This window comes from Streptomyces humidus (assembly GCF_014649655.1).
Classification (GTDB): domain Bacteria; phylum Actinomycetota; class Actinomycetes; order Streptomycetales; family Streptomycetaceae; genus Streptomyces; species Streptomyces humidus.
Genome location: NZ_BMTL01000011.1, coordinates 178,200 through 196,874 on the forward strand (window position 1 = coordinate 178,200; position 18,675 = coordinate 196,874).

At 69.7% G+C, this 18,675-nt stretch carries 15 protein-coding genes; 11 read left to right on the plus strand and 4 right to left on the minus strand.

Annotation, left to right across the window (positions count from 1 at the left end; genetic code table 11):
* Positions 1 to 182: 182 nt before the first annotated feature.
* A complete protein-coding gene (locus tag IE239_RS15395; protein ID WP_190149868.1) occupies positions 183 to 959 on the minus strand; it encodes a potassium channel family protein in 777 nt (258 codons plus the stop codon).
* 74 nt (positions 960 to 1,033) lie between these two features.
* Positions 1,034 to 3,781, minus strand: a complete 2,748-nt coding sequence (gene aceE / locus IE239_RS15400; RefSeq protein ID WP_190149869.1) for a pyruvate dehydrogenase (acetyl-transferring), homodimeric type — start codon at positions 3,779 to 3,781, stop codon at positions 1,034 to 1,036.
* Positions 3,782 to 4,208: 427 nt separating this feature from the next.
* On the opposite strand from aceE, the gene IE239_RS15405 reads away from it, so the two are divergent.
* The 6 genes from IE239_RS15405 (at position 4,209) to IE239_RS15430 (ending at position 8,869) form a co-directional block, all read left to right on the plus strand.
* Positions 4,209 to 4,646 carry a DUF3052 domain-containing protein gene (locus IE239_RS15405; RefSeq protein ID WP_167467544.1) on the plus strand — a complete coding sequence of 146 codons (438 nt, stop codon included), beginning with the start codon at positions 4,209 to 4,211 and terminating at the stop codon, positions 4,644 to 4,646.
* Positions 4,647 to 4,781: 135 nt separating this feature from the next.
* Positions 4,782 to 5,240, plus strand: a complete 459-nt coding sequence (locus tag IE239_RS15410; protein WP_190149870.1) for a peroxiredoxin — start codon at positions 4,782 to 4,784, stop codon at positions 5,238 to 5,240.
* A gap of 172 nt (positions 5,241 to 5,412) precedes the next feature.
* Positions 5,413 to 5,988, plus strand: coding sequence for a calcium homeostasis/redox stress adaptation protein (locus IE239_RS15415; protein WP_190149871.1), 576 nt, complete (start codon positions 5,413 to 5,415; stop codon positions 5,986 to 5,988).
* A 118-nt stretch (positions 5,989 to 6,106) separates the two neighbouring features.
* On the plus strand, positions 6,107 to 6,682 hold the full coding sequence (locus IE239_RS15420) for a TerD family protein (RefSeq protein ID WP_109001405.1): 576 nt from the start codon (positions 6,107 to 6,109) through the stop codon (positions 6,680 to 6,682).
* Between the two features lie 183 nt (positions 6,683 to 6,865).
* Entirely contained in the window at positions 6,866 to 8,014 is a 1,149-nt protein-coding gene (locus IE239_RS15425; RefSeq protein WP_190149872.1) for a DUF475 domain-containing protein, read from the plus strand.
* Between the two features lie 117 nt (positions 8,015 to 8,131).
* Complete coding sequence (locus tag IE239_RS15430; RefSeq protein ID WP_190149873.1) at positions 8,132 to 8,869, plus strand: TerD family protein; 738 nt, start codon at positions 8,132 to 8,134, stop codon at positions 8,867 to 8,869.
* 106 nt (positions 8,870 to 8,975) lie between these two features.
* On the opposite strand, the gene IE239_RS15435 is transcribed toward IE239_RS15430, so the two are convergent.
* Positions 8,976 to 9,731 carry a TerD family protein gene (locus tag IE239_RS15435; protein WP_190149874.1) on the minus strand — a complete coding sequence of 252 codons (756 nt, stop codon included), beginning with the start codon at positions 9,729 to 9,731 and terminating at the stop codon, positions 8,976 to 8,978.
* A gap of 198 nt (positions 9,732 to 9,929) precedes the next feature.
* On the opposite strand from IE239_RS15435, the gene IE239_RS15440 reads away from it, so the two are divergent.
* The 3 genes from IE239_RS15440 to IE239_RS15450 are packed head-to-tail and all read left to right on the plus strand — an operon-like array spanning position 9,930 to position 14,517.
* A complete protein-coding gene (locus IE239_RS15440) occupies positions 9,930 to 11,096 on the plus strand; it encodes an HpcH/HpaI aldolase/citrate lyase family protein (RefSeq protein ID WP_190149875.1) in 1,167 nt (388 codons plus the stop codon).
* Between the two features lie 26 nt (positions 11,097 to 11,122).
* Positions 11,123 to 13,708, plus strand: a complete 2,586-nt coding sequence (locus IE239_RS15445; RefSeq protein WP_190149876.1) for a phosphoribosyltransferase — start codon at positions 11,123 to 11,125, stop codon at positions 13,706 to 13,708.
* Entirely contained in the window at positions 13,708 to 14,517 is an 810-nt protein-coding gene (locus IE239_RS15450) for an HAD family hydrolase (RefSeq protein WP_190149877.1), read from the plus strand. The genes IE239_RS15445 and IE239_RS15450 overlap by 1 nt, the downstream gene beginning before the upstream one ends.
* A gap of 60 nt (positions 14,518 to 14,577) precedes the next feature.
* On the opposite strand, the gene IE239_RS15455 is transcribed toward IE239_RS15450, so the two are convergent.
* On the minus strand, positions 14,578 to 14,802 hold the full coding sequence (locus IE239_RS15455) for an FmdB family zinc ribbon protein (protein ID WP_190149878.1): 225 nt from the start codon (positions 14,800 to 14,802) through the stop codon (positions 14,578 to 14,580).
* 285 nt (positions 14,803 to 15,087) lie between these two features.
* On the opposite strand from IE239_RS15455, the gene IE239_RS15460 reads away from it, so the two are divergent.
* Positions 15,088 to 17,292 (plus strand): transglycosylase domain-containing protein, encoded by a 2,205-nt coding sequence (locus IE239_RS15460; RefSeq protein WP_229878108.1) that lies wholly within the window; start codon positions 15,088 to 15,090, stop codon positions 17,290 to 17,292.
* Between the two features lie 49 nt (positions 17,293 to 17,341).
* Positions 17,342 to 18,625 carry a polysaccharide deacetylase family protein gene (locus IE239_RS15465; RefSeq protein WP_190149880.1) on the plus strand — a complete coding sequence of 428 codons (1,284 nt, stop codon included), beginning with the start codon at positions 17,342 to 17,344 and terminating at the stop codon, positions 18,623 to 18,625.
* Positions 18,626 to 18,675 lie beyond the last annotated feature (50 nt).

Here is an 18,675-nt window from a genome sequence, read left to right on the forward strand (position 1 = left end):
CGGACCGCTGTGACGGGCCGCTCCGACGGGCCGCTCCGATCTGACGGACGGCTCCGGCGCGCCGTTTCGAGCGGCCCGGGGGGCGGGCGGCCCGCTCCGCGGCCACCGCCTGACTCCGAGCCGTGCCCGGCTTCCCGGCCGTCTCCGCTTCCCGGCTCTCCGAGGGCCGTCCCGGCCGCTCGCTACCGGGACGGCCCTCGGACGGCCGGCGGCGAGGTCTCGCGGTCGCCGTCCCGCAGGGCCGCGACCTCACGGCGCAGCGCCCGTACCTCCTCCGTCAGCGCCAGGATCGCCTCCGTCTGGGCGCGTTCCTCGACGTCGTCCTTCTCGAACCGCTCGATGAACCAGGCCGCGATGTTCGCGGTCACCACACCGAGCAGCGCGATCCCGGAGAGCATCAGCCCGACGGCGATGATCCGGCCCAGCCCGGTGGTCGGCGAGTGGTCCCCGTACCCCACGGTCGTCATCGTCGTGAACGACCACCACAGGGCGTCACCCAGCGTGCGGATGTTCCCCTCCGGTGACTCCCGCTCGACCGACAGCACGGCGAGCGAACCGAACATCAGCAGCCCCACGACCGCGCCCACGACGTAGGTCGTCATCCGGATCTGCGAGGCCATCCGCGCCCGCCGCCCCACCAGCAGCAGCGTGGAGACGAGCCGCAGCAGCCGCAGCGGCTGCAACAGGGGCAGCACCACCGCGCACAGGTCCAGCCAGTGCGTCCGCATGAACCGCCGCCGATCGGGCGTCAGCGCCAGCCGGACCACGTAGTCCGCGGCGAACGTCCCCCACACCGCCCACTCCACCGAGGTGCACGCCACCGTCAGGGAACGGCCGGCGGAGGTGTCCACGATCGGCACCGCGTAGGCGAGGGCGAACACCACGGTGAGGGCCAGCAGCGGCCGCTGGGTCCACTGCTCCCACCGGTCCTGCCGGTCCCGCGCCGCTCCTCGTTGCATGTCCGCATAGTAAAGAACGAGTAAGGGGCGGTGGGAGCCGCAAGCCCCCACCGCCCCTCGCCCGCGGCCGACCGTTACGCGTCGCCCCCGGCGGCCCCCGGGTCAGCCGCCGACGCGTCCAGCAGCTGGTACCGGTCGATGGCCTGCTTCAGCACCGACCGGTCGACCTTGCCCTCCTTGGCCAGCTCGGTCAGCACCCCCACGACCACCGACTGGGCGTCGATGTGGAAGAACCGGCGAGCCGCGCCGCGGGTGTCGGCGAAGCCGAAGCCGTCCGCGCCCAGCGACTGGTACGTGCCCGGCACCCAGCGGGCGATCTGGTCCGGCACCGACCGCATCCAGTCCGAGACGGCCACGAACGGCCCCTCGGCCCCGGTCAGCTTCCGCGTCACGTACGGCACCCGCTGCTCCTCCTCCGGGTGCAGCAGGTTGTGCCGCTCGACCTCGACGGCCTCGCGCCGCAGCTCGTTCCAGGAGGTCGCCGACCAGACGTCCGCCCGGACGTTCCACTCCTCGGCGAGGATCCGCTGCGCCTCGACCGCCCACGGGACGGCCACCCCCGAGGCGATGATCTGCGCCGGGATCGAACCCGACGTGCCCTCGCTGAACCGGTGGATGCCCTTGACGATGCCCTCGGCGTCCACGTTCGCCGGCTCGGCCGGGTGCTGGATGGGCTCGTTGTAGAGGGTGAGGTAGTAGAAGACGTCCTCGCCGTGCGGGTGCTCGGGGGAGCTCCCGTACATCCTCCTGAGCCCGTCCTGCACGATGTGCGCGATCTCGAAGCCGTACGCCGGGTCGTAGGCGACGCAGCCCGGGTTCGTCGAGGCGAGCAGCTGCGAGTGGCCGTCCGCGTGCTGCAGGCCCTCACCGGTCAGCGTCGTACGGCCGGCGGTCGCGCCGAGCACGAAACCGCGCGCCAGCTGGTCCGCCATCTGCCAGAACTGGTCGCCGGTGCGCTGGAAACCGAACATCGAGTAGAAGACGTAGACCGGGATCAGCGGCTCGCCGTGCGTGGCGTAGGCCGAACCCGCGGCGATCAGGGACGCCGTGCAGCCGGCCTCCGAGATGCCGTCGTGCAGCATCTGCCCGGTCGGGGACTCCTTGTACGCGAGCAGCAGCTCACGGTCGACCGACTCGTACTGCTGGCCGAGCGGGTTGTAGATCTTCGCACTCGGGAAGAAGGAGTCCATGCCGAAGGTGCGGTACTCGTCCGGCGCGATCAGTACGAACCGCTTGCCGAGTTCCTTGTCCCGCATGAGGTCCTTGAGCAGCCGCACGAACGCCATGGTCGTGGCGATCGACTGCTGGCCCGAGCCCTTCTTCACGGTCGCGTACGTCTTGTCGTCCGGCAGGGCGAGCGGCTTCGAGCGCACCACGCGGGTCGGCACATAGCCGCCGAGGCCCTTGCGGCGGTCGTGCATGTACTGGATCTCTTCCGAGTCCCGGCCCGGGTGGAAGTACGGCGGAAGGCCGCTCTCCAGCTCCTTGTCCGAGATCGGCAGGTGCAGCCGGTCGCGGAAGCCCTTCAGGTCGGCGACCGTCAGCTTCTTCATCTGGTGCGTGGCGTTGCGGCCCTCGAAGTTCGGGCCCAGCGTCCAGCCCTTGACCGTCTTGGCCAGGATGACCGTCGGCTGGCCGGTGTGCTCCACGGCCGCCTTGAAGGCCGCGTAGATCTTCTTGTGGTCGTGACCGCCGCGGCCCAGGTGCAGGATCTGGTCGTCGGTCATGCCCTCGACCATCGCGCGCAGCCGCTGGTCGTCGCCGAAGAAGTGATCGCGGATGTAGGAGCCGGACTCGGTGGCGTAGGTCTGGAACTGGCCGTCCGGCGTGGTGTTCATCCGGTTGACGAGGATGCCGTCGCGGTCCTGCGCGAGCAGCGGGTCCCAGGACCGGTCCCAGATCAGCTTGATCACGTTCCAGCCGGCGCCGCGGAAGACCGACTCCAGTTCCTGGATCACCTTGCCGTTGCCGCGCACGGGGCCGTCGAGCCGCTGCAGGTTGCAGTTGACGACGAAGGTCAGGTTGTCCAGGCCCTCGCGGGCGGCGATGGTCAGCTGGCCGAGCGACTCCGGCTCGTCCATCTCGCCGTCGCCGAGGAACGCCCACACGTGCGACTTCGACGTGTCGGCGATCCCGCGCGCGTGCATGTAGCGGTTCATCCGCGCCTGGTAGATCGCGCCGATCGGGCCGAGGCCCATCGACACCGTCGGGAACTCCCAGAAGTCCGGCATCAGCCGCGGGTGGGGGTACGAGGACAGCCCGTACGGCGCCTTCGACTTCTCCTGGCGGAACGCGTCGAGGTTGTCCTCGCTGAGCCGGTCGAGCAGGAAGGCGCGGGCGTAGATGCCCGGCGAGGCGTGGCCCTGGAAGAAGACCTGGTCGCCGCCGTCGCCCTCGTCCTTGCCGCGGAAGAAGTGGTTGAAGCCGACGTCGTAGAGGGACGCGGAGGAGGCGAAGGTGGCGATGTGACCGCCCACGCCGATGCCCGGGCGCTGGGCCCTGGACACCATCACGGCCGCGTTCCAGCGGGTCGCGTTGAGGATCTTGCGCTCGATCTCCTCGTTGCCCGGGAAGAACGGCTCGGCCCTGGTGGGGATGGTGTTGACGTAGTCCGAGCTGCGCATCTCGGGCACGGCCACGCGCTTCTCGCGGGCCCGCTCGATCAGGCGCAGCATCAGATAGCGGGCCCGCTCCCGGCCGCGCTCGTCGATCGCGGCGTCGAGGGAGTCGAGCCACTCCTGGGTTTCCTCGGGATCGAAGTCAGGAACCTGACTCGGAAGGCCGCCAATGATGATCGGGTTGCGATCGGATCCGGAAGCCACGCTGGTCCTTACCTGTCAGAGGGCTGTGTGGGGCTGTTTTCTCTCGCTGGGTTTCTCACCGGTACCGAGCTGCTTCTCCAGTAGCTGCACCGCCCCCATCGTGTACCTAGGGGCCGCAAACGTCATCTCTACCCCTAGGTAACCGGCACCCGTTCGAATCTCGTACCCTTGGATGGTTCTCAAATACGCAAACAGGGCAGATAGGTGTGGTGTGCGTCACCATTCGTCCGCATCGGCTGCCTGGAGTTGCGTCGACACGGCCAGGATCGTCACCGTTTCGGCGGTCCGAACCGCCGGGTACTTGCGCGATCCGTCCCGCCCGTGTGGACTACGGCCAATGCTTCGCGCACGCGCGTGGCTGAGATTCCCCCACGCCCTGGACGGGCCCGGGGGTACCCCCATCCGAATCATGATCAGGAGGCAACCCGTGAGCGCGACCGCGGACCACGCGGAGGAGCGGACCAGCCCTGCCGTCAGGCTGGGTTTCCAGCCCGAGCAGGTGGTCCAGGAGATCGGCTACGACGACGACGTCGACCAGGAGCTCCGCGAGTCCATCGAGGAAGTCATCGGCAGCGATCTGGTGGACGAGGACTACGACGACGTCGCCGACGCCGTAGTGCTCTGGTTCCGCGACGATGACGGAGACCTGACGGATGCGCTGGTGGACGCCACCACGTACATCGAAGAAGGCGGTTCGATCCTCCTCCTGACGCCGAAGACCGGCCGTACGGGATACGTGGAGCCGAGCGACATCTCCGAAGCCGCGACGACTGCGGGTCTGTCGGCCAGCAAGAGCGTCAGTGTGGGCAAGGACTGGAGCGGCAGCCGGCTGGTGACGCCCAAGGCGGCCAAGTCCAGGAAGTGACGTCCGAGGAGTGACGTCCCAGAAGTGATCGAGTCCGGACGGGCCGGGTCCCCGCGACCCGGCCCGTCCGCCGTTCCCGGTGATCGCTGCGTAGGCTGGTCCCACCCAGACGGCCCACGAAGGGACAACCAGGCGATGGCGATCCAGGTCGGCGACAAGGCCCCCGACTTCGAGCTCAAGGACAACCACGGCCGGGAAGTGAAGCTCTCCGACTTCCGGGGCGACAAGAACGTCGTTCTGCTCTTCTACCCCTTCGCCTTCACCGGCGTGTGCACGGGCGAGCTGTGCGAGGTGCGCGACAACCTCCCGAAGTTCGCCGACCGCGAGACCCAGGTGCTCGCCGTCTCCAACGACTCCATCCACACCCTGCGGGTCTTCGCCGAGCAGGAGGGCCTGGAGTACCCGCTGCTCAGCGACTTCTGGCCGCACGGCGAGGTCTCCCGTGCCTATGGCGTCTTCGCCGAGGACAAGGGCTGCGCGGTGCGCGGCACCTTCGTCATCGACAAGGAGGGCGTCGTGCGCTGGACGGTCGTCAACGCGCTGCCGGACGCCCGTGACCTCGGCGCGTACGTCAAGGCGCTCGACACCCTCTGATCCCGCCGGGCCGGGATCCGGACACCCGGATCCCGGCGCCCGGATCCCGACACCTGTGATTCTTCGGGTGCGGGGCCTGCGCAGGTCGGGAACCCGTCACTAGGATCGACTCGTTGATCCGATATCCAACGCACGACGGGGCTCCCCGCCCCCGGACACCAATGGAGGACTCGTGGGAGTCAGCCTCAGCAAGGGCGGCAACGTTTCGCTGACCAAGGAGGCCCCGGGCCTGACCGCGGTCATCGTCGGTCTGGGGTGGGACGTGCGCACCACGACCGGCACCGACTTCGACCTGGACGCCAGCGCACTGCTCCTGAACAACTCGGGCAAGGTCGGCAGCGACGCCAACTTCGTCTTCTTCAACAACCTCAAGAGCCCCGACGGCTCGGTCGAGCACACCGGTGACAACACCACCGGTGAGGGCGAGGGCGACGACGAGGCGATCAAGGTGAACCTCGCCGCGGTCCCGGCCGACATCGAGAAGATCGTCTTCCCGGTCTCGATCTACGACGCGGAGAACCGCCAGCAGTCCTTCGGCCAGGTGCGCAACGCGTTCATCCGCGTCGTGAACCAGGCCGGCGGCGCCGAGATCGCCCGCTACGACCTGAGCGAGGACGCGTCGACCGAGACCGCCATGGTCTTCGGCGAGCTCTACCGGCACGGCGCGGAGTGGAAGTTCCGCGCCATCGGCCAGGGCTACGCGTCGGGCCTGCGCGGCATCGCGCAGGACTTCGGCGTCAACGTCTGAGCCGCGGGGGGCGAGTCACCCGAACGTCCGTCCGGCGCCGCACCGTTCACGGTCGGCGCCGGACGCGCAGGACAACCAAGAGGCAGCACCGCGCACCACCTAGGGGAGGACCAGCAACATGGGCGTCACGCTCGCCAAGGGAGGCAACGTCTCCCTGTCCAAGGCCGCGCCGAACCTCACTCAGGTGATGGTCGGACTAGGCTGGGACGCGCGCTCCACCACCGGAGCCCCCTTCGACCTGGACGCCAGCGCACTGCTGTGCACCAACGGGCGCGTCATGGGGGACGAGTGGTTCGTCTTCTACAACCAGCTCACGAGCCCGGACGGCTCGGTCGAGCACACCGGCGACAACCTCACCGGTGAGGGCGAGGGCGACGACGAGTCGCTGCTGGTGAACCTTCCCAAGGTGCCGCCGCACTGCGACAAGATCGTCTTCCCGGTCTCCATCCACATGGCCGACGAGCGCGGCCAGACCTTCGGACAGGTGGCCAACGCGTTCATCCGTGTCGTCAACCAGGCCGACGGCCAGGAACTCGCCCGCTACGACCTCAGCGAGGACGCGAGCACGGAGACCGCCATGATCTTCGGCGAGCTCTACCGGTATCAGGGCGAATGGAAGTTCAGGGCCGTGGGACAGGGGTACGCGTCCGGGCTGCGGGGCATCGCCCTGGACTTCGGGGTGAACGTCTCCTAGCCGCCCCGGACTCCTCGGCAACCCGGCTACCGGCTGGTATGGGGCCGCCCTTACCGCACGCAGCGGTCGACCCTTAGACTCTGCGACTGATAGTCAACTTTTCGTAAAGCCGAGTACGGCGCGGGGGAGACCCTCCCTCAGACTTCGTCTGGGAAGTCCCCCAATACAGGGATTGGGTAGCCAGTGCTTCTGAAAACCTTCGGCTGGTCGTTCGCGGTCACCGCGCTCGGCCTGGTCGCAGCGGTCTTCTACGGGGGGTGGGAGGCTCTCGGCATCGTGGCGATCCTCACCGTCCTCGAGATCTCGCTGTCCTTCGACAACGCGGTGGTCAACGCCGGGATCCTGAAGAAGATGAATGCCTTCTGGCAGAAGATCTTCCTCACGATCGGCGTGCTCATCGCCGTCTTCGGCATGCGGCTGGTCTTCCCCGTCGTCATCGTCGCCGTCAGCGCCAAGATGGGTCCGGTCGAGGCCGTCGACCTCGCCCTCAACAACAAGGACCGCTACCAGGAACTCGTGACCGACGCGCACCCGTCGATCGCCGCCTTCGGTGGCATGTTCCTGCTGATGATCTTCCTCGACTTCATCTTCGAGGACCGCGACATCCAGTGGCTGCGCTGGATCGAGCGACCGCTGGCCAAGCTCGGCAAGGTCGACATGCTGTCGGTCTGCATCGCCCTGATCGTCCTGCTGATCACCTCCTTCACCTTCGCCGTCCACGCCCACCAGCACGGCGGCGGTCACGTCGACAAGGCGCAGACGGTGCTGGTCTCCGGCATCGCCGGCCTGATCACGTACATGGTCGTCGGCGGTCTCTCCGGCTACTTCGAGGACAAACTCGAGGAGGACGAGGAACGCGAGCACGAGGAGGAGGAAGAGGCCGCGCGCACCGGCAAGAAGCGCTCGGCCGTCGCCCTCGCGGGCAAGGCCGCGTTCTTCATGTTCCTCTACCTCGAGGTCCTCGACGCGTCCTTCTCCTTCGACGGCGTGATCGGCGCGTTCGCCATCACCAACGACATCGTGCTCATGGCCCTGGGTCTGGGCATCGGCGCGATGTATGTCCGTTCGCTGACCGTGTACCTGGTCCGCCAGGGCACCCTCGACGACTACGTCTACCTGGAGCACGGCGCCCACTACGCGATCGGCGCCCTCGCCGTGATCCTGATGGTCACCATCCAGTACCAGATCAACGAGGTCATCACCGGTCTCGTCGGCGTCGTCCTGATCGCCTGGTCCTTCTGGTCCTCGGTGCGCCGCAACCGGGCGCTGGCAGCGGCAGAGGGAAAAGCGCAGGACTCGGACGAGAAGACTGAGGTCTCGTCCGGGGTGTGACCACTCGCTGAGTGAGGAACGCTCTGAACGGGGCGGCCGGTGCGGACATTGTCCTGGACACGGCCGCCCCGCTGGTCTGTCCCGGCGAACGCCGTGGACGTGGAGGTGGGGGCGGGAATGGGCTTCTTCGACGGGATCCTGGGCAGCAGGGCGGCCGACTTCGACTCGGGCAGCGCGGCCACCAACGCGATCGAACTGACCAAACGGCATCACACGGTGTCCCTCACCAAACAGGGCGCCGCGACCGGCAACCTGCGGGTGAACCTGGCCTGGCGGATGCGCACCTCCGACATCGGCGGGCCGCAGCGGGAGAGCCTGCTGCGCCATCCCCTCAAGGCGCTGCGGCCTCCGGAGGTCGTCGGGCACAGCCAGAGCATGGTCAACGTCGACCTCGACCTCGGCTGCCTGTGGGAGCTGGCCGACGGGTCGAAGGGAGTCGTCCAGCCGCTGGGCGGGCTGCTGGGCGACGTGAACGCGGCGCCGTACGTGAAGCTGAGCGGGGACGACCGGTTCGGGTCGGCGTCCGGTGAGACGATGTACGTCAACCTCGACCACCGCGAGCAGATCAAGCGGCTGCTCGTCTTCGTCTACATCTACGACCAGACGCCGGCCTTCGACCGTACGCACGCCATCGTCACGCTGTACCCGAGCAACGGGCCGCGGATCGAGATAGGCCTCGACGAGCGGCACCCGCAGGCCCGCTCGTGCGCCGTGGTGATGATCGAGAACGTCAAGGAGGAGCTGATCGTGCGGCGGGAGGTGCGCTTCGTCTACGGCTTCCAGGCCGAGCTGGACCGGCTCTACGGGTGGGGGCTGCAGTGGGGCCGGGGCTACAAGGCGAAGGCCGAGAAGTAGCACCGCGGGGCGTCCACGCGACCGCCCGTACCGGCCTCACCGCCACCGGCCGTACCGGTCCGACGGCCCTGACAGGTCCGGCCGCCCGTTCCCGTCCGGCCGCGCCTCACCGTCCGATGAACTGAGGACCCTGGGGCGGCAGGCGGAAGGCGCCGTCCGGGTATCCGTAGCCGTACGTCGGCAGGTTCGCCGGATAGCCGTAGGCCGGCTGCTGCCGGGGGACGGGCGACGTCGGCTGCTCCGGCGGCAGCGGCTGGGCCGGGCCCGCGGTCTGCGGGGTCTGCGGCGCCTGGACCGCCGCCGGGTCGGCGGAGGCCTCCTCCGACTCGTCCACCGAGATGCCGAAGTCGGTGGCCAGGCCCTTGAGGCCGTTGACGTAGCCCTCGCCCAGGGCGCGGAACTTCCAGCTCTCGCCGCGCCGGTACAGCTCGCCGCAGATCAGGGCCGTCTCCTCGCCCGTCTCGGGGCGGATGTCGAAGGTGGCCAGGGGCTCGCCGTCGGCCGTCGCGTCGTACAGCAGGATGCTGAGGGAACGTACGCGGTCGAACGTGACGCCGTCCGCCGAGGCGACCAGCAGGATCTGGCCGACGCCGGACTCGACGCCGGAGAGATCCGCCTGGATGGTGTCGGTGAGGCCCTCGGCGACGCGCTTCTTGCCGAGCCGCCACACCTTTCCCGAAGGATGCCGGGGCTGGTTGTAGAAGACGAAGTCCTCGTCGGAGCGCACGCGGCCGTCGAGACCGAGGAGCAGCGCCGAGGCGTCGACGTCCGGGACCCCCTGACCGGGGGTCCAGCGCAGCACGGCGCGCACCGTGGTGGCCTTCAGCGGGACGTTCGACCCCTTCAGCATCGCGTGCGTCATGCGGTCATCCTGCCTTCTCGGGCCTGCTCACGACAATGCGGGGTACCCGGGTGCCCCGCACACGCCGCGCGGGACTGTCCGGGTCCGGGTTACCTGAAATTCATGACCGGTGGGAACTCCGGACATGGATCCCTACGTACTATTACCGGCCACCTCTTGCCGAATCCACCGCCTTACCTTGCATCACGGGGGAGACTTATGCGTCATTTCGGGCACCTCGCCCCTGAGGTGCGGCACCGCCTCTTCCACCGGGAGCCGTGCGTCTTCGACGCCGGCTCCCCGGCCAGGCTGCTCTCCGCCGCCCTGGGCGCCACGCTCTACAGCCCGGCCACCCGGCCCCGGCTGGCGGACGACGTCGTCAAGCAGACCGAGCGCGGCGTCGTGTCGATGGTGCTGTGCCTGGAGGACTCCATCGGCGACGAGGACGTCGTGGCCGGCGAGGAGAACCTCGTCCGGCAGTTCGCCGACCTCGCCGCCCGGCCCGGCCTGGATCTGCCGCTGCTGTTCATCCGGGTGCGCACCCCCGAGCAGATCCCGGACCTGGTACGGCGCCTGGGAGCCACCGCCGAGCTGCTCAGCGGGTTCGTGTTCCCCAAGTTCACCGAGGAGCGGGGCATCCCCTTCCTGGAGGCTCTGGCGGGCGCCGAGGCGGCGAGCGGCCGCCGGCTGTTCGGCATGCCCGTGCTGGAGACGCCCGAGCTGATGTACCGCGAGTCGCGGGTGGAGGCCCTGGAGGGCATCGCCCGCGCCGTCGACAAGTACCGCAGCCGGGTCCTCGCGCTGCGCCTGGGCGTGACCGACTTCTGCTCGTCGTACGGGCTGCGCAGAGCGCCCGACATGACCGCCTACGACGTCCAGATCGTCGCCTCCGTGATCGCCGACGTCGTGAACATGCTGGGCCGCGCCGACGGGACCGGGTTCACGGTGACCGGTCCGGTCTGGGAGTACTTCCGGGTGCCCGAGCGCATGTTCAAGCCGATGCTGCGGCACAGCCCCTTCCTGGAAGGGCAGGCCGTGGAGCTGCGCGAGAGACTGATCGAGCACGCGATGGACGGGCTGCTGCGCGAGATCTCCCTCGACCACGCCAACGGTCTGCTCGGCAAGACCTGCATCCATCCCTCGCACGTGCCGGCCGTGCACGCGCTGTCCGTGGTCAGTCACGAGGAGTACAGCGACGCGGCGGACATCCTGCGGCCGGAACGCGGCGGTGGGGGTGTACTGCGGTCGCAGTACACGAACAAGATGAACGAGGTGAAACCGCACCGCGCCTGGGCCGAGCGCACCATGCTCCGCGCGGAGGTCTTCGGCGTCGCCCACGAGGACGTCAGCTTCGTCGACCTGCTCGCCGCCGGCATACCCGGCTGAACACCCACCTCATCCACAAGGGACGCATGAACAACGCAGTGAACAACGGGCACGACGCGATCTGGTCCGGGACCTGGGTCGCGGAGCGGCTCGGCGTCGAGCTCGTCGGCGACGACACGCTGACGGACCTGCTGGGGCTGGCGCTGCGGCGCAATCCCAAGCGGGCCCATCTGCTGGTCTCCCACGTGCTGGGCAAGCACATCCCGCAGTCCCCGTCCGTCGTGCACGGGCACGGCTTCGCGCTCGGCCGCCGGGTGCGCGAACTCCTCGGCGCCGAGGAGGCGGCCCGCGCGGTGGTCCTAGGCTACGCGGAGACCGCCACCGGCCTCGGCCACTGCGTCGCCGACGGTCTCGGCGCCGCCCCCTACCTGCACTCCACCCGCCGCCCCGTGGCGGGCGTCGTCACGGCGGGCGGGTTCGAGGAGTCCCACTCCCACGCCACCTCCCATCTGCTGCTCCCGGAGGACCCGTCGCTGCTGGTCGGGGACGGCCCGCTGGTCCTGGTCGACGACGAGTTCTCCACCGGCAACACGGTCCTGAACACGATCCGGGCCCTGCACGAGCGGTATCCGCGTCGGCGCTACGTCGTCGTCGCCCTCGTCGACATGCGCACGGCGGCCGACGCGGGCCGGCTGTCGGATTTCGCCCGCGAGATCGGGGCCCGGGTGGACCTGGTCGCCACCGCCTCCGGCACGGTGCGGCTCCCCGAGGGAGTGCTGCACAAGGGGCAGGAGCTGGTGGCGCGGTACGAGGCCGGGGGCGCCGACCTCGGAGCCGGCTCCGGGGCCGCCTCCTCCCGGACCTCGGGCGGTGACCCACGCGGCTCCGCCGCGGCGACGCCCCCGGCCCCGGCGCACCCGCTCCCGGACGGCGACCGCACCCCGCGGACGGGCCCCCGGTCCCACCTGACCCGCGTGGACGTGGGCTGGCCCCGGGGGCTGCCCGACGGCGGCCGGCACGGGTTCACCCCGGCGCACCGGGACCGGCTGGAGGCGGCCCTCCCCGCCATGGCGTCCCGCCTCGCCGAGGCGATACCCGAGAACGCCGCCCGCGTCCTCGTGCTCGGGTTCGAGGAGCTGATGTACGCGCCCCTGCGTCTCGCTCAGCAACTGGAGCGGACCGTCGCCGCCGACGTCCGCTACTCGACCACCACCCGCTCGCCCGTCCTCGCGGTCGACGACCCGGGATACGCGATACGCAGCCGCCTCGTCTTCCCGGCCCACGACGACCCGGCCGACGGCCCCGGCGAGCGCTATGCCTACAACGTCGCCGGCGCGGGCTTCGACGCCGTCGTCGCCGTCGTGGACTCCGTGGCCGACACCCGGGAGCTGCACGCCCCGGACGGCCTCCTGTCCCGGCTCGCCGCGCACACGCCGCACGTGGTCCTCGCGGTCGTCCCCTCGTACGTCCCCGAGCCGCTGTACGCAGCCGCCCTGCCTGAAGAGAGACCCGCCATGCTGCCCGACCCCCTCCGCGGCCCCGCCTTCTCCTCGTACGCGCCCGAGGAGGTCGGCTGGCTGCTCCAGGACCTCTCGGACGTGACGCTGGAGGCGCCGACCGAGGAGCGGGAGGAGGCCATCCAGAGCGGCGGCGCGCACTACGCCGAGTCGCTGCCCGTCGAGTACCAGCCCAGCGAGCAGTACCAGGAGCTGTTCCACGCCGCCCTGGAGACCTCGGCGGCGCGGATCGCGCAGGCCGTGGGCGTCGTCACGGACGCTGTGATCGCGGAGCGGTCGCCGAGGCCCGTCCTGGTCTCGCTGGCCCGGGCCGGCACCCCCGTCGGCGTGCTGATGCGCCGCTGGGCGCAGTTCCGGCACGGACTCGACCTGCCGCACTACGCCGTGTCGATCGTGCGCGGCCGGGGCATCGACGCCAACGCGCTGCGCTGGCTGGCCGCGCATCACGACCCGCGGGACGTCGTCTTCGTGGACGGCTGGACCGGCAAGGGTGCGATCACCCGGGAACTGGCCGCGGCGATCGAGGACTTCGAGGCGGGCGGCGGCGCGGCCGGCTTCGACGCGGAGATCGCGGTGCTGGCCGACCCGGGCTCGTGCGTGCGCACGTACGGCACCCGCGACGACTTCCTCATCCCGTCCGCCTGCCTCAACTCGACCGTGTCGGGGCTCGTCTCGCGGACCGTGCTGCGGGCCGACCTGGTCGGGCCGGACGACTTCCACGGCGCGAAGTTCTACCGCGAGCTCGCCGGCACGGACGTCTCGGTGGCCTTCCTGGACGCGATCGCCGCCCGCTTCCCGGAGGTCGCCGACGCGGTCGACGGCGCGGTGAAGGAGCTGCTGGCCGGCGACCGCACCCCGAGCTGGGAGGGCTGGGCGGCGGTCGAGCGGATCAGCGAGGAGTACGGCATCCACGACGTGAACCTGGTCAAGCCGGGCGTCGGCGAGACCACCCGGGTGCTGTTGCGCCGGGTGCCGTGGAAGATCCTGGCGCGGGCCGGGGCGGGCGCCGACCTGGACCACGTGCGCCTGCTCGCGGAGCAGCGAGGAGTGCCCGTCGAGGAGGTCGGCGACCTCCCGTACACCTGTGTGGGGCTCATCCACCCGCAGTACACCCGCGGCGCGACCGGCGCCGACGGCAAGGCGGTGGCGGTCTGATGCCGGTTCTGGTGGCGAGCGACCTCGACCGGACGCTCATCTACTCGGCGGCCGCCCTGGCGCTGACCATGCCGGACGCCCGGGCGCCGCGGCTGCTGTGCGTGGAGGTCCACGAGGCGAGGCCGCTGTCGTTCATGACGGAGACGTCCGCGCAGCTGCTGACCGACCTCGGCGACACGGCCGTCTTCGTGCCGACGACCACCCGCACGCGCAAGCAGTACCAGCGCATCAACCTGCCGGGCCCGCCGCCGAAGTACGCGATCTGCGCCAACGGCGGCCACCTCCTCGTCGACGGGGCGACCGACCAGGACTGGCACGCGTCCGTGCTCGCCCGGCTGGGCGCGGAGTGCGCGCCGCTCGCGGAGGTGCAGGACCACCTGACGAGGACGGCCGACCCGCTCTGGCTGCGCAAGCAGCGCATCGCCGAGGACCTCTTCGCCTACCTGGTCGTCGAGCGTGAGCTGCTGTCAGAGGAGTGGGTGAAGGAACTCGCGGTCTGGGCCGAGAACCGCGGCTGGACGGTGTCCTTGCAGGGCCGCAAGATCTACGCCGTGCCCAAGCCGCTGACGAAGAGCGCGGCCGTGCGCGAGGTGGCCCGCCGCACCGGCGCCGACCTGACGCTGGCGGCGGGCGACTCGCTGCTCGACGCCGACCTGCTGCTGGCCGCGGACCGGGGCTGGCGGCCGGGGCACGGCGAACTGGCCGACGCGGCCTGGACGGCCCCGCAGATCACCGCCCTGCCAGAGCGGGGCGTGCTGGCCGGCGAGCGCATCCTGCGGGAGTTCCTGAAGGGCTCGCGGATCGGATAGCGGGCCGGGCGCTGTCCGATCCGGCCGGTGCGCCCGCGCGCCCGCGTGCCGTCGGCGCGGTCAGCCGCAGCAGCCGCCGCCGCAGCAGCCGCCCCCGCCTCCGCCCCCGCCGCCGGACCCGGGCGCGGGGGCGGACTTCGTGCCGCCCACGGCGACCGTTGAGAGAAGCTTCACTGTGTCGTCGTGGCCGGCGGGGCAGCCGGCGGGGTCGGCGGACTGCGCCATGGGACGGCTCAGTTCGAAGGTGTCGCCGCAGGTCCGGCAGCGGTACTCGTAGCGAGGCATGCCGTCAGACTAAGGCCCTATGCTCGGTGGCGGCGTCAGCAATTCGACCCCTGTTCACTTCTGTCGATCTCGTGTGTGGAGAATTTGCGAAGAGCGCTGGTAATTTGAGAGCGCCGTGTTCAACCCCGAGGTCGTGCGGGTTCGAGGATCGCGGCCGCGTCAACGGCAACCATGTCAGGCCCTCGTCAGTCTGTACGTCTGCCCGCGAGCAATACGGAATGCGGAGGGAGACGCGTCGTGACACAGGCGGGGCAGGGGGAGGAGCCCCAAAAGCCGGACGAGACCATGCAGTTGAAGGTCCCCGCCTCTTTCAGGGCGGACGAGACCATGCAACTGCGGGTATCCGATATACCGGCGGTTCCGGACATGTCCGATGAGGAGGCCGACGGGAAAGCGCGTTCTTCGAAGAACAGGCGAAAGGCGCCCCGTCTCTCGCCCTTTGTCCGCGTCTGGGCCGCTATAGGCCCGCGGCTGGCTCCGCTCCTTGCTGTTCTGACGCCGTATGTGGCTCGTGTCACGCCGTACGCCCGCAGGCTGCGTCCGCTGTATCCGCGCCCCGGCCGAACCGACTGGCGGCGCTGGATACCCTCCTGGCGGCAGTGGCTCGGCGGCGTCCTCGCGTCCATAGGACTGAGCAGCATGCTCCTGGTCGTGGCCTACGCGGCCACCGACATACCGGACAACCTCAACTCCTACGCCACCCAGCAGGACAACGTGTACTTCTGGGCCGACGGCACGCCGATGGCCCGCACCGGATGGGTCCAGCGCCAGGCGATGCCGCTGAAGGACATCCCCGAGGACGTCCGCTGGGCGGTGCTCGCCGCCGAGAACGCCAGCTTCTACAGCGACCCCGGCATCTCCTTCAAGGGCATCAGCCGCGCCCTGTTCCGCACCATCGGCCAGGGCGACACCCAGGGCGGCTCGACGATCACCCAGCAGTACGTCAAGAACGTCTACCTGAACCAGAACCAGACGGTCAGCCGCAAGTTCACCGAGGCGATGATCGCCCTCAAGCTCGACAACCAGATGAGCAAGGACGACATCCTCGAGGGCTACCTCAACACCAGCTGGTTCGGCCGCGGCACCTACGGCATCCAGCGCGCCGCCCAGGCCTACTACGGCAAGGACGTCAGCGAGCTCAACGCCAGCGAGGCCGCCTTCCTCGCCTCCCTGCTCAAGGGAGCCGGCCTCTACGACCCCACCCTCGGCCCGGCCAACCGCGCCCGCGCCGTCGAGCGCTGGTCGTGGACCCTGGACCGGATGGTCGACATCGGCAAGCTGTCGAAGGCCGAGCGCGCGAAGTACACCAAGTTCCCCGAGCCGCTCAAGTCCAACCCGCTGTACGACACCGGTGAGCAGAGCGACTACCTGGTGGAGCTGGCCTCCCAGTACGCCAAGAAGGCCGGCAACATCTCCGACAAGGACTACGACCTCGGCGGCTACCAGATCTACACGACGTTCGACAAGAACCGTGAGACCCAGCTCACCGACGCCGTCACCAAGGCCCGCAAGAAGGCCCTGAAGGACGACCCGAAGAACGCCGAGAACGCGCACTTCGGCGCCTCCTCGGTGGCCTCCGACGGACGGATCCTCGCCGTCTACGGCGGCCCCGACCACCGTACGCAGGGCTACAACGAGTCCAACGCCACGACCGTCCCCGCCGGATCGGCCTTCCAGCCGTTCGTGTACGCGGCCGGTCTGGAGCACGGCGTCCACAAGACCCGCGGCGGGGACACCGAGACGGTCACCGGGCAGTCGCTGTACGACGGCGACAACCTGGTGCCCGTCACGACGCCCGAGGGCCCCTACTGGGACCGCAGCGGCAAGAAGGCGGCCGCCAAGAACGACGGCGGCAAGTCCTACGGGCAGATCTCCCTGCACCGCGCGCTGGAACTGTCGGTGAACACGCCGTTCATGCAGCTCGGCATGGACACCGGACTGGACGTCGTGCGCTCCACCGCCGAGCGGTCCGGGCTGCTGCCCTCCAGCTTCGGGGCCCAGGTGCCCGCGCTGTCCACGGGCAGCGTCACGCCCAGCGCGATCCGCATGGCGAGCGGCTACTCCACCTTCGCCGCGGGCGGCAAGCACACCGAGCCCTACTCGGTGCGCCTGATCACCAAGAACGGCACCAAGATCGCCCTGGAGACGCCGACCGCGAACCGGGCGTTCGGCGCCGAGGTGGCCGAGGAGGTCAACTCCGCGCTCGCGGACTCCTTCCGCAGCGCCCACCCGGGCGACGTGCCCGCCTCGCAGGCGCAGTCCTCCCGGACCGGATCGCTCGGCCAGGTCACCGGTAAGGCGGGCACTACCCAGAACGACACCGCCGCCTGGTACGTCGGCACGGCCAAGACCGTGTCCACGGCGGTCGTCGTCTACCGCATCGACCTCGGCAAGAGCCTCGAACCGCTTCCCCTGAAGGGCATCGCCGGCACGGCGGACGACAGCGTTCCGTACCGCATCTGGTCAGGTGCCATGAGCCCGCTCGGCTGACCACCGAACCGGGCACCCGCGCCCCCGAACCCCGGAGAATGATCCGCACATGAAGTCACCGTCGGGCCGCCGCCGCAAGGCCGTGGCAACGCACCGCCCCGCTGCCACCCATCCCGGGTTCCTGACGCTGGCCGCGCTCCTCGTCGTCGCGTCCCTCGTGGCCGGCTACCTGGTGCTCGACCGGACTTCCAACACCCAGCCGACCGCGTCCGCGGGGGACAGCAAGAAGGCGTCCGCGGACGCCGCCAAGGAGCCGGCGTGGGACGGCAAGACCCATGTCCTCGGGGACGGTTCCACCTCGTACACCGGGCCGCAGACGGGGCGGCTGAAGCCGGTCCGGCTCAAGCCCGGCGAGAAGCCCCCGCAGTTCGTGGTGTTCTCCTGGGACGGCGCACTGCAGGGCGACGACGGTCTCTTCGAGCACTACCGCAAGCTCGGCGAGGAGTACAACGCGAACATGACCTTCTTCCTCACGGGCATCTACCTGCTGCCCAAGAGCAAGAAGGACCTGTACTCCCCGCCGCAGCACCCCGTCGGGTCGTCCGCGATCAGCTTCCCGACCGACGAACACATCCGCACCACGCTGGAGCAGCTCGGCGAGGCGTGGAAAGAAGGCAACGAGATCGGCACCCACTTCAACGGCCACTTCTGCGGAGCCAAGGGCGGCGGCTTCTGGAGCGTCGACGAGTGGAAGTCCGAGATCGACCAGTTCTACAAGTTCGTGGAGCACTGGAAGACCAACACCGGCTACACGGACATCCCGCCGCTGCCCTTCGACTTCAAGAAGGAGGTCGCCGGCGGCCGGGCGCCCTGCCTGGAGGGCCAGGCCAACCTCCTGAAGGCCGCCAAGACCTACGGCTGGCGCTATGACGCCAGCTCCTCGGGCGACTTCCAGATCTGGCCCGCGAAGAAGAACGGCCTGTGGGACTTCCCGCTCCAGGCGCTCCCGTACGACGGCGGCAAGTACCAGGGCCTGTCCATGGACTTCAACTTCCTGGCCAACCAGTCCGACGGCGAGCCCGAGGGCGACCCCGCCAAGTACCCGCAGTGGGAGCAGCAGACGCTCGACGCCTACATGGCGGGCTTCAACCGGGTCTACTACGGCAGCCGGGCCCCGCTGTTCATCGGCAACCACTTCGAGGAGTGGAACGGCGGCATCTACATGAGGGCCGTCGACGAGGTCATCAAGAACGTGTGCACCAAGAAGGGCGTCAAGTGCGTGTCCTTCAAGGAACTGTCCGACTGGATGGACGTCCAGTCCCCCGCGACGCTGGAGCGGCTGCGCAGCCTGGATCCGGCCCAGAATCCCGACTGGTCGACAGTCGTGAAGTGACCGGCCGGGGGGCGGTGTTGACGTAACCAAACCTCAACCACGCCCCCCTT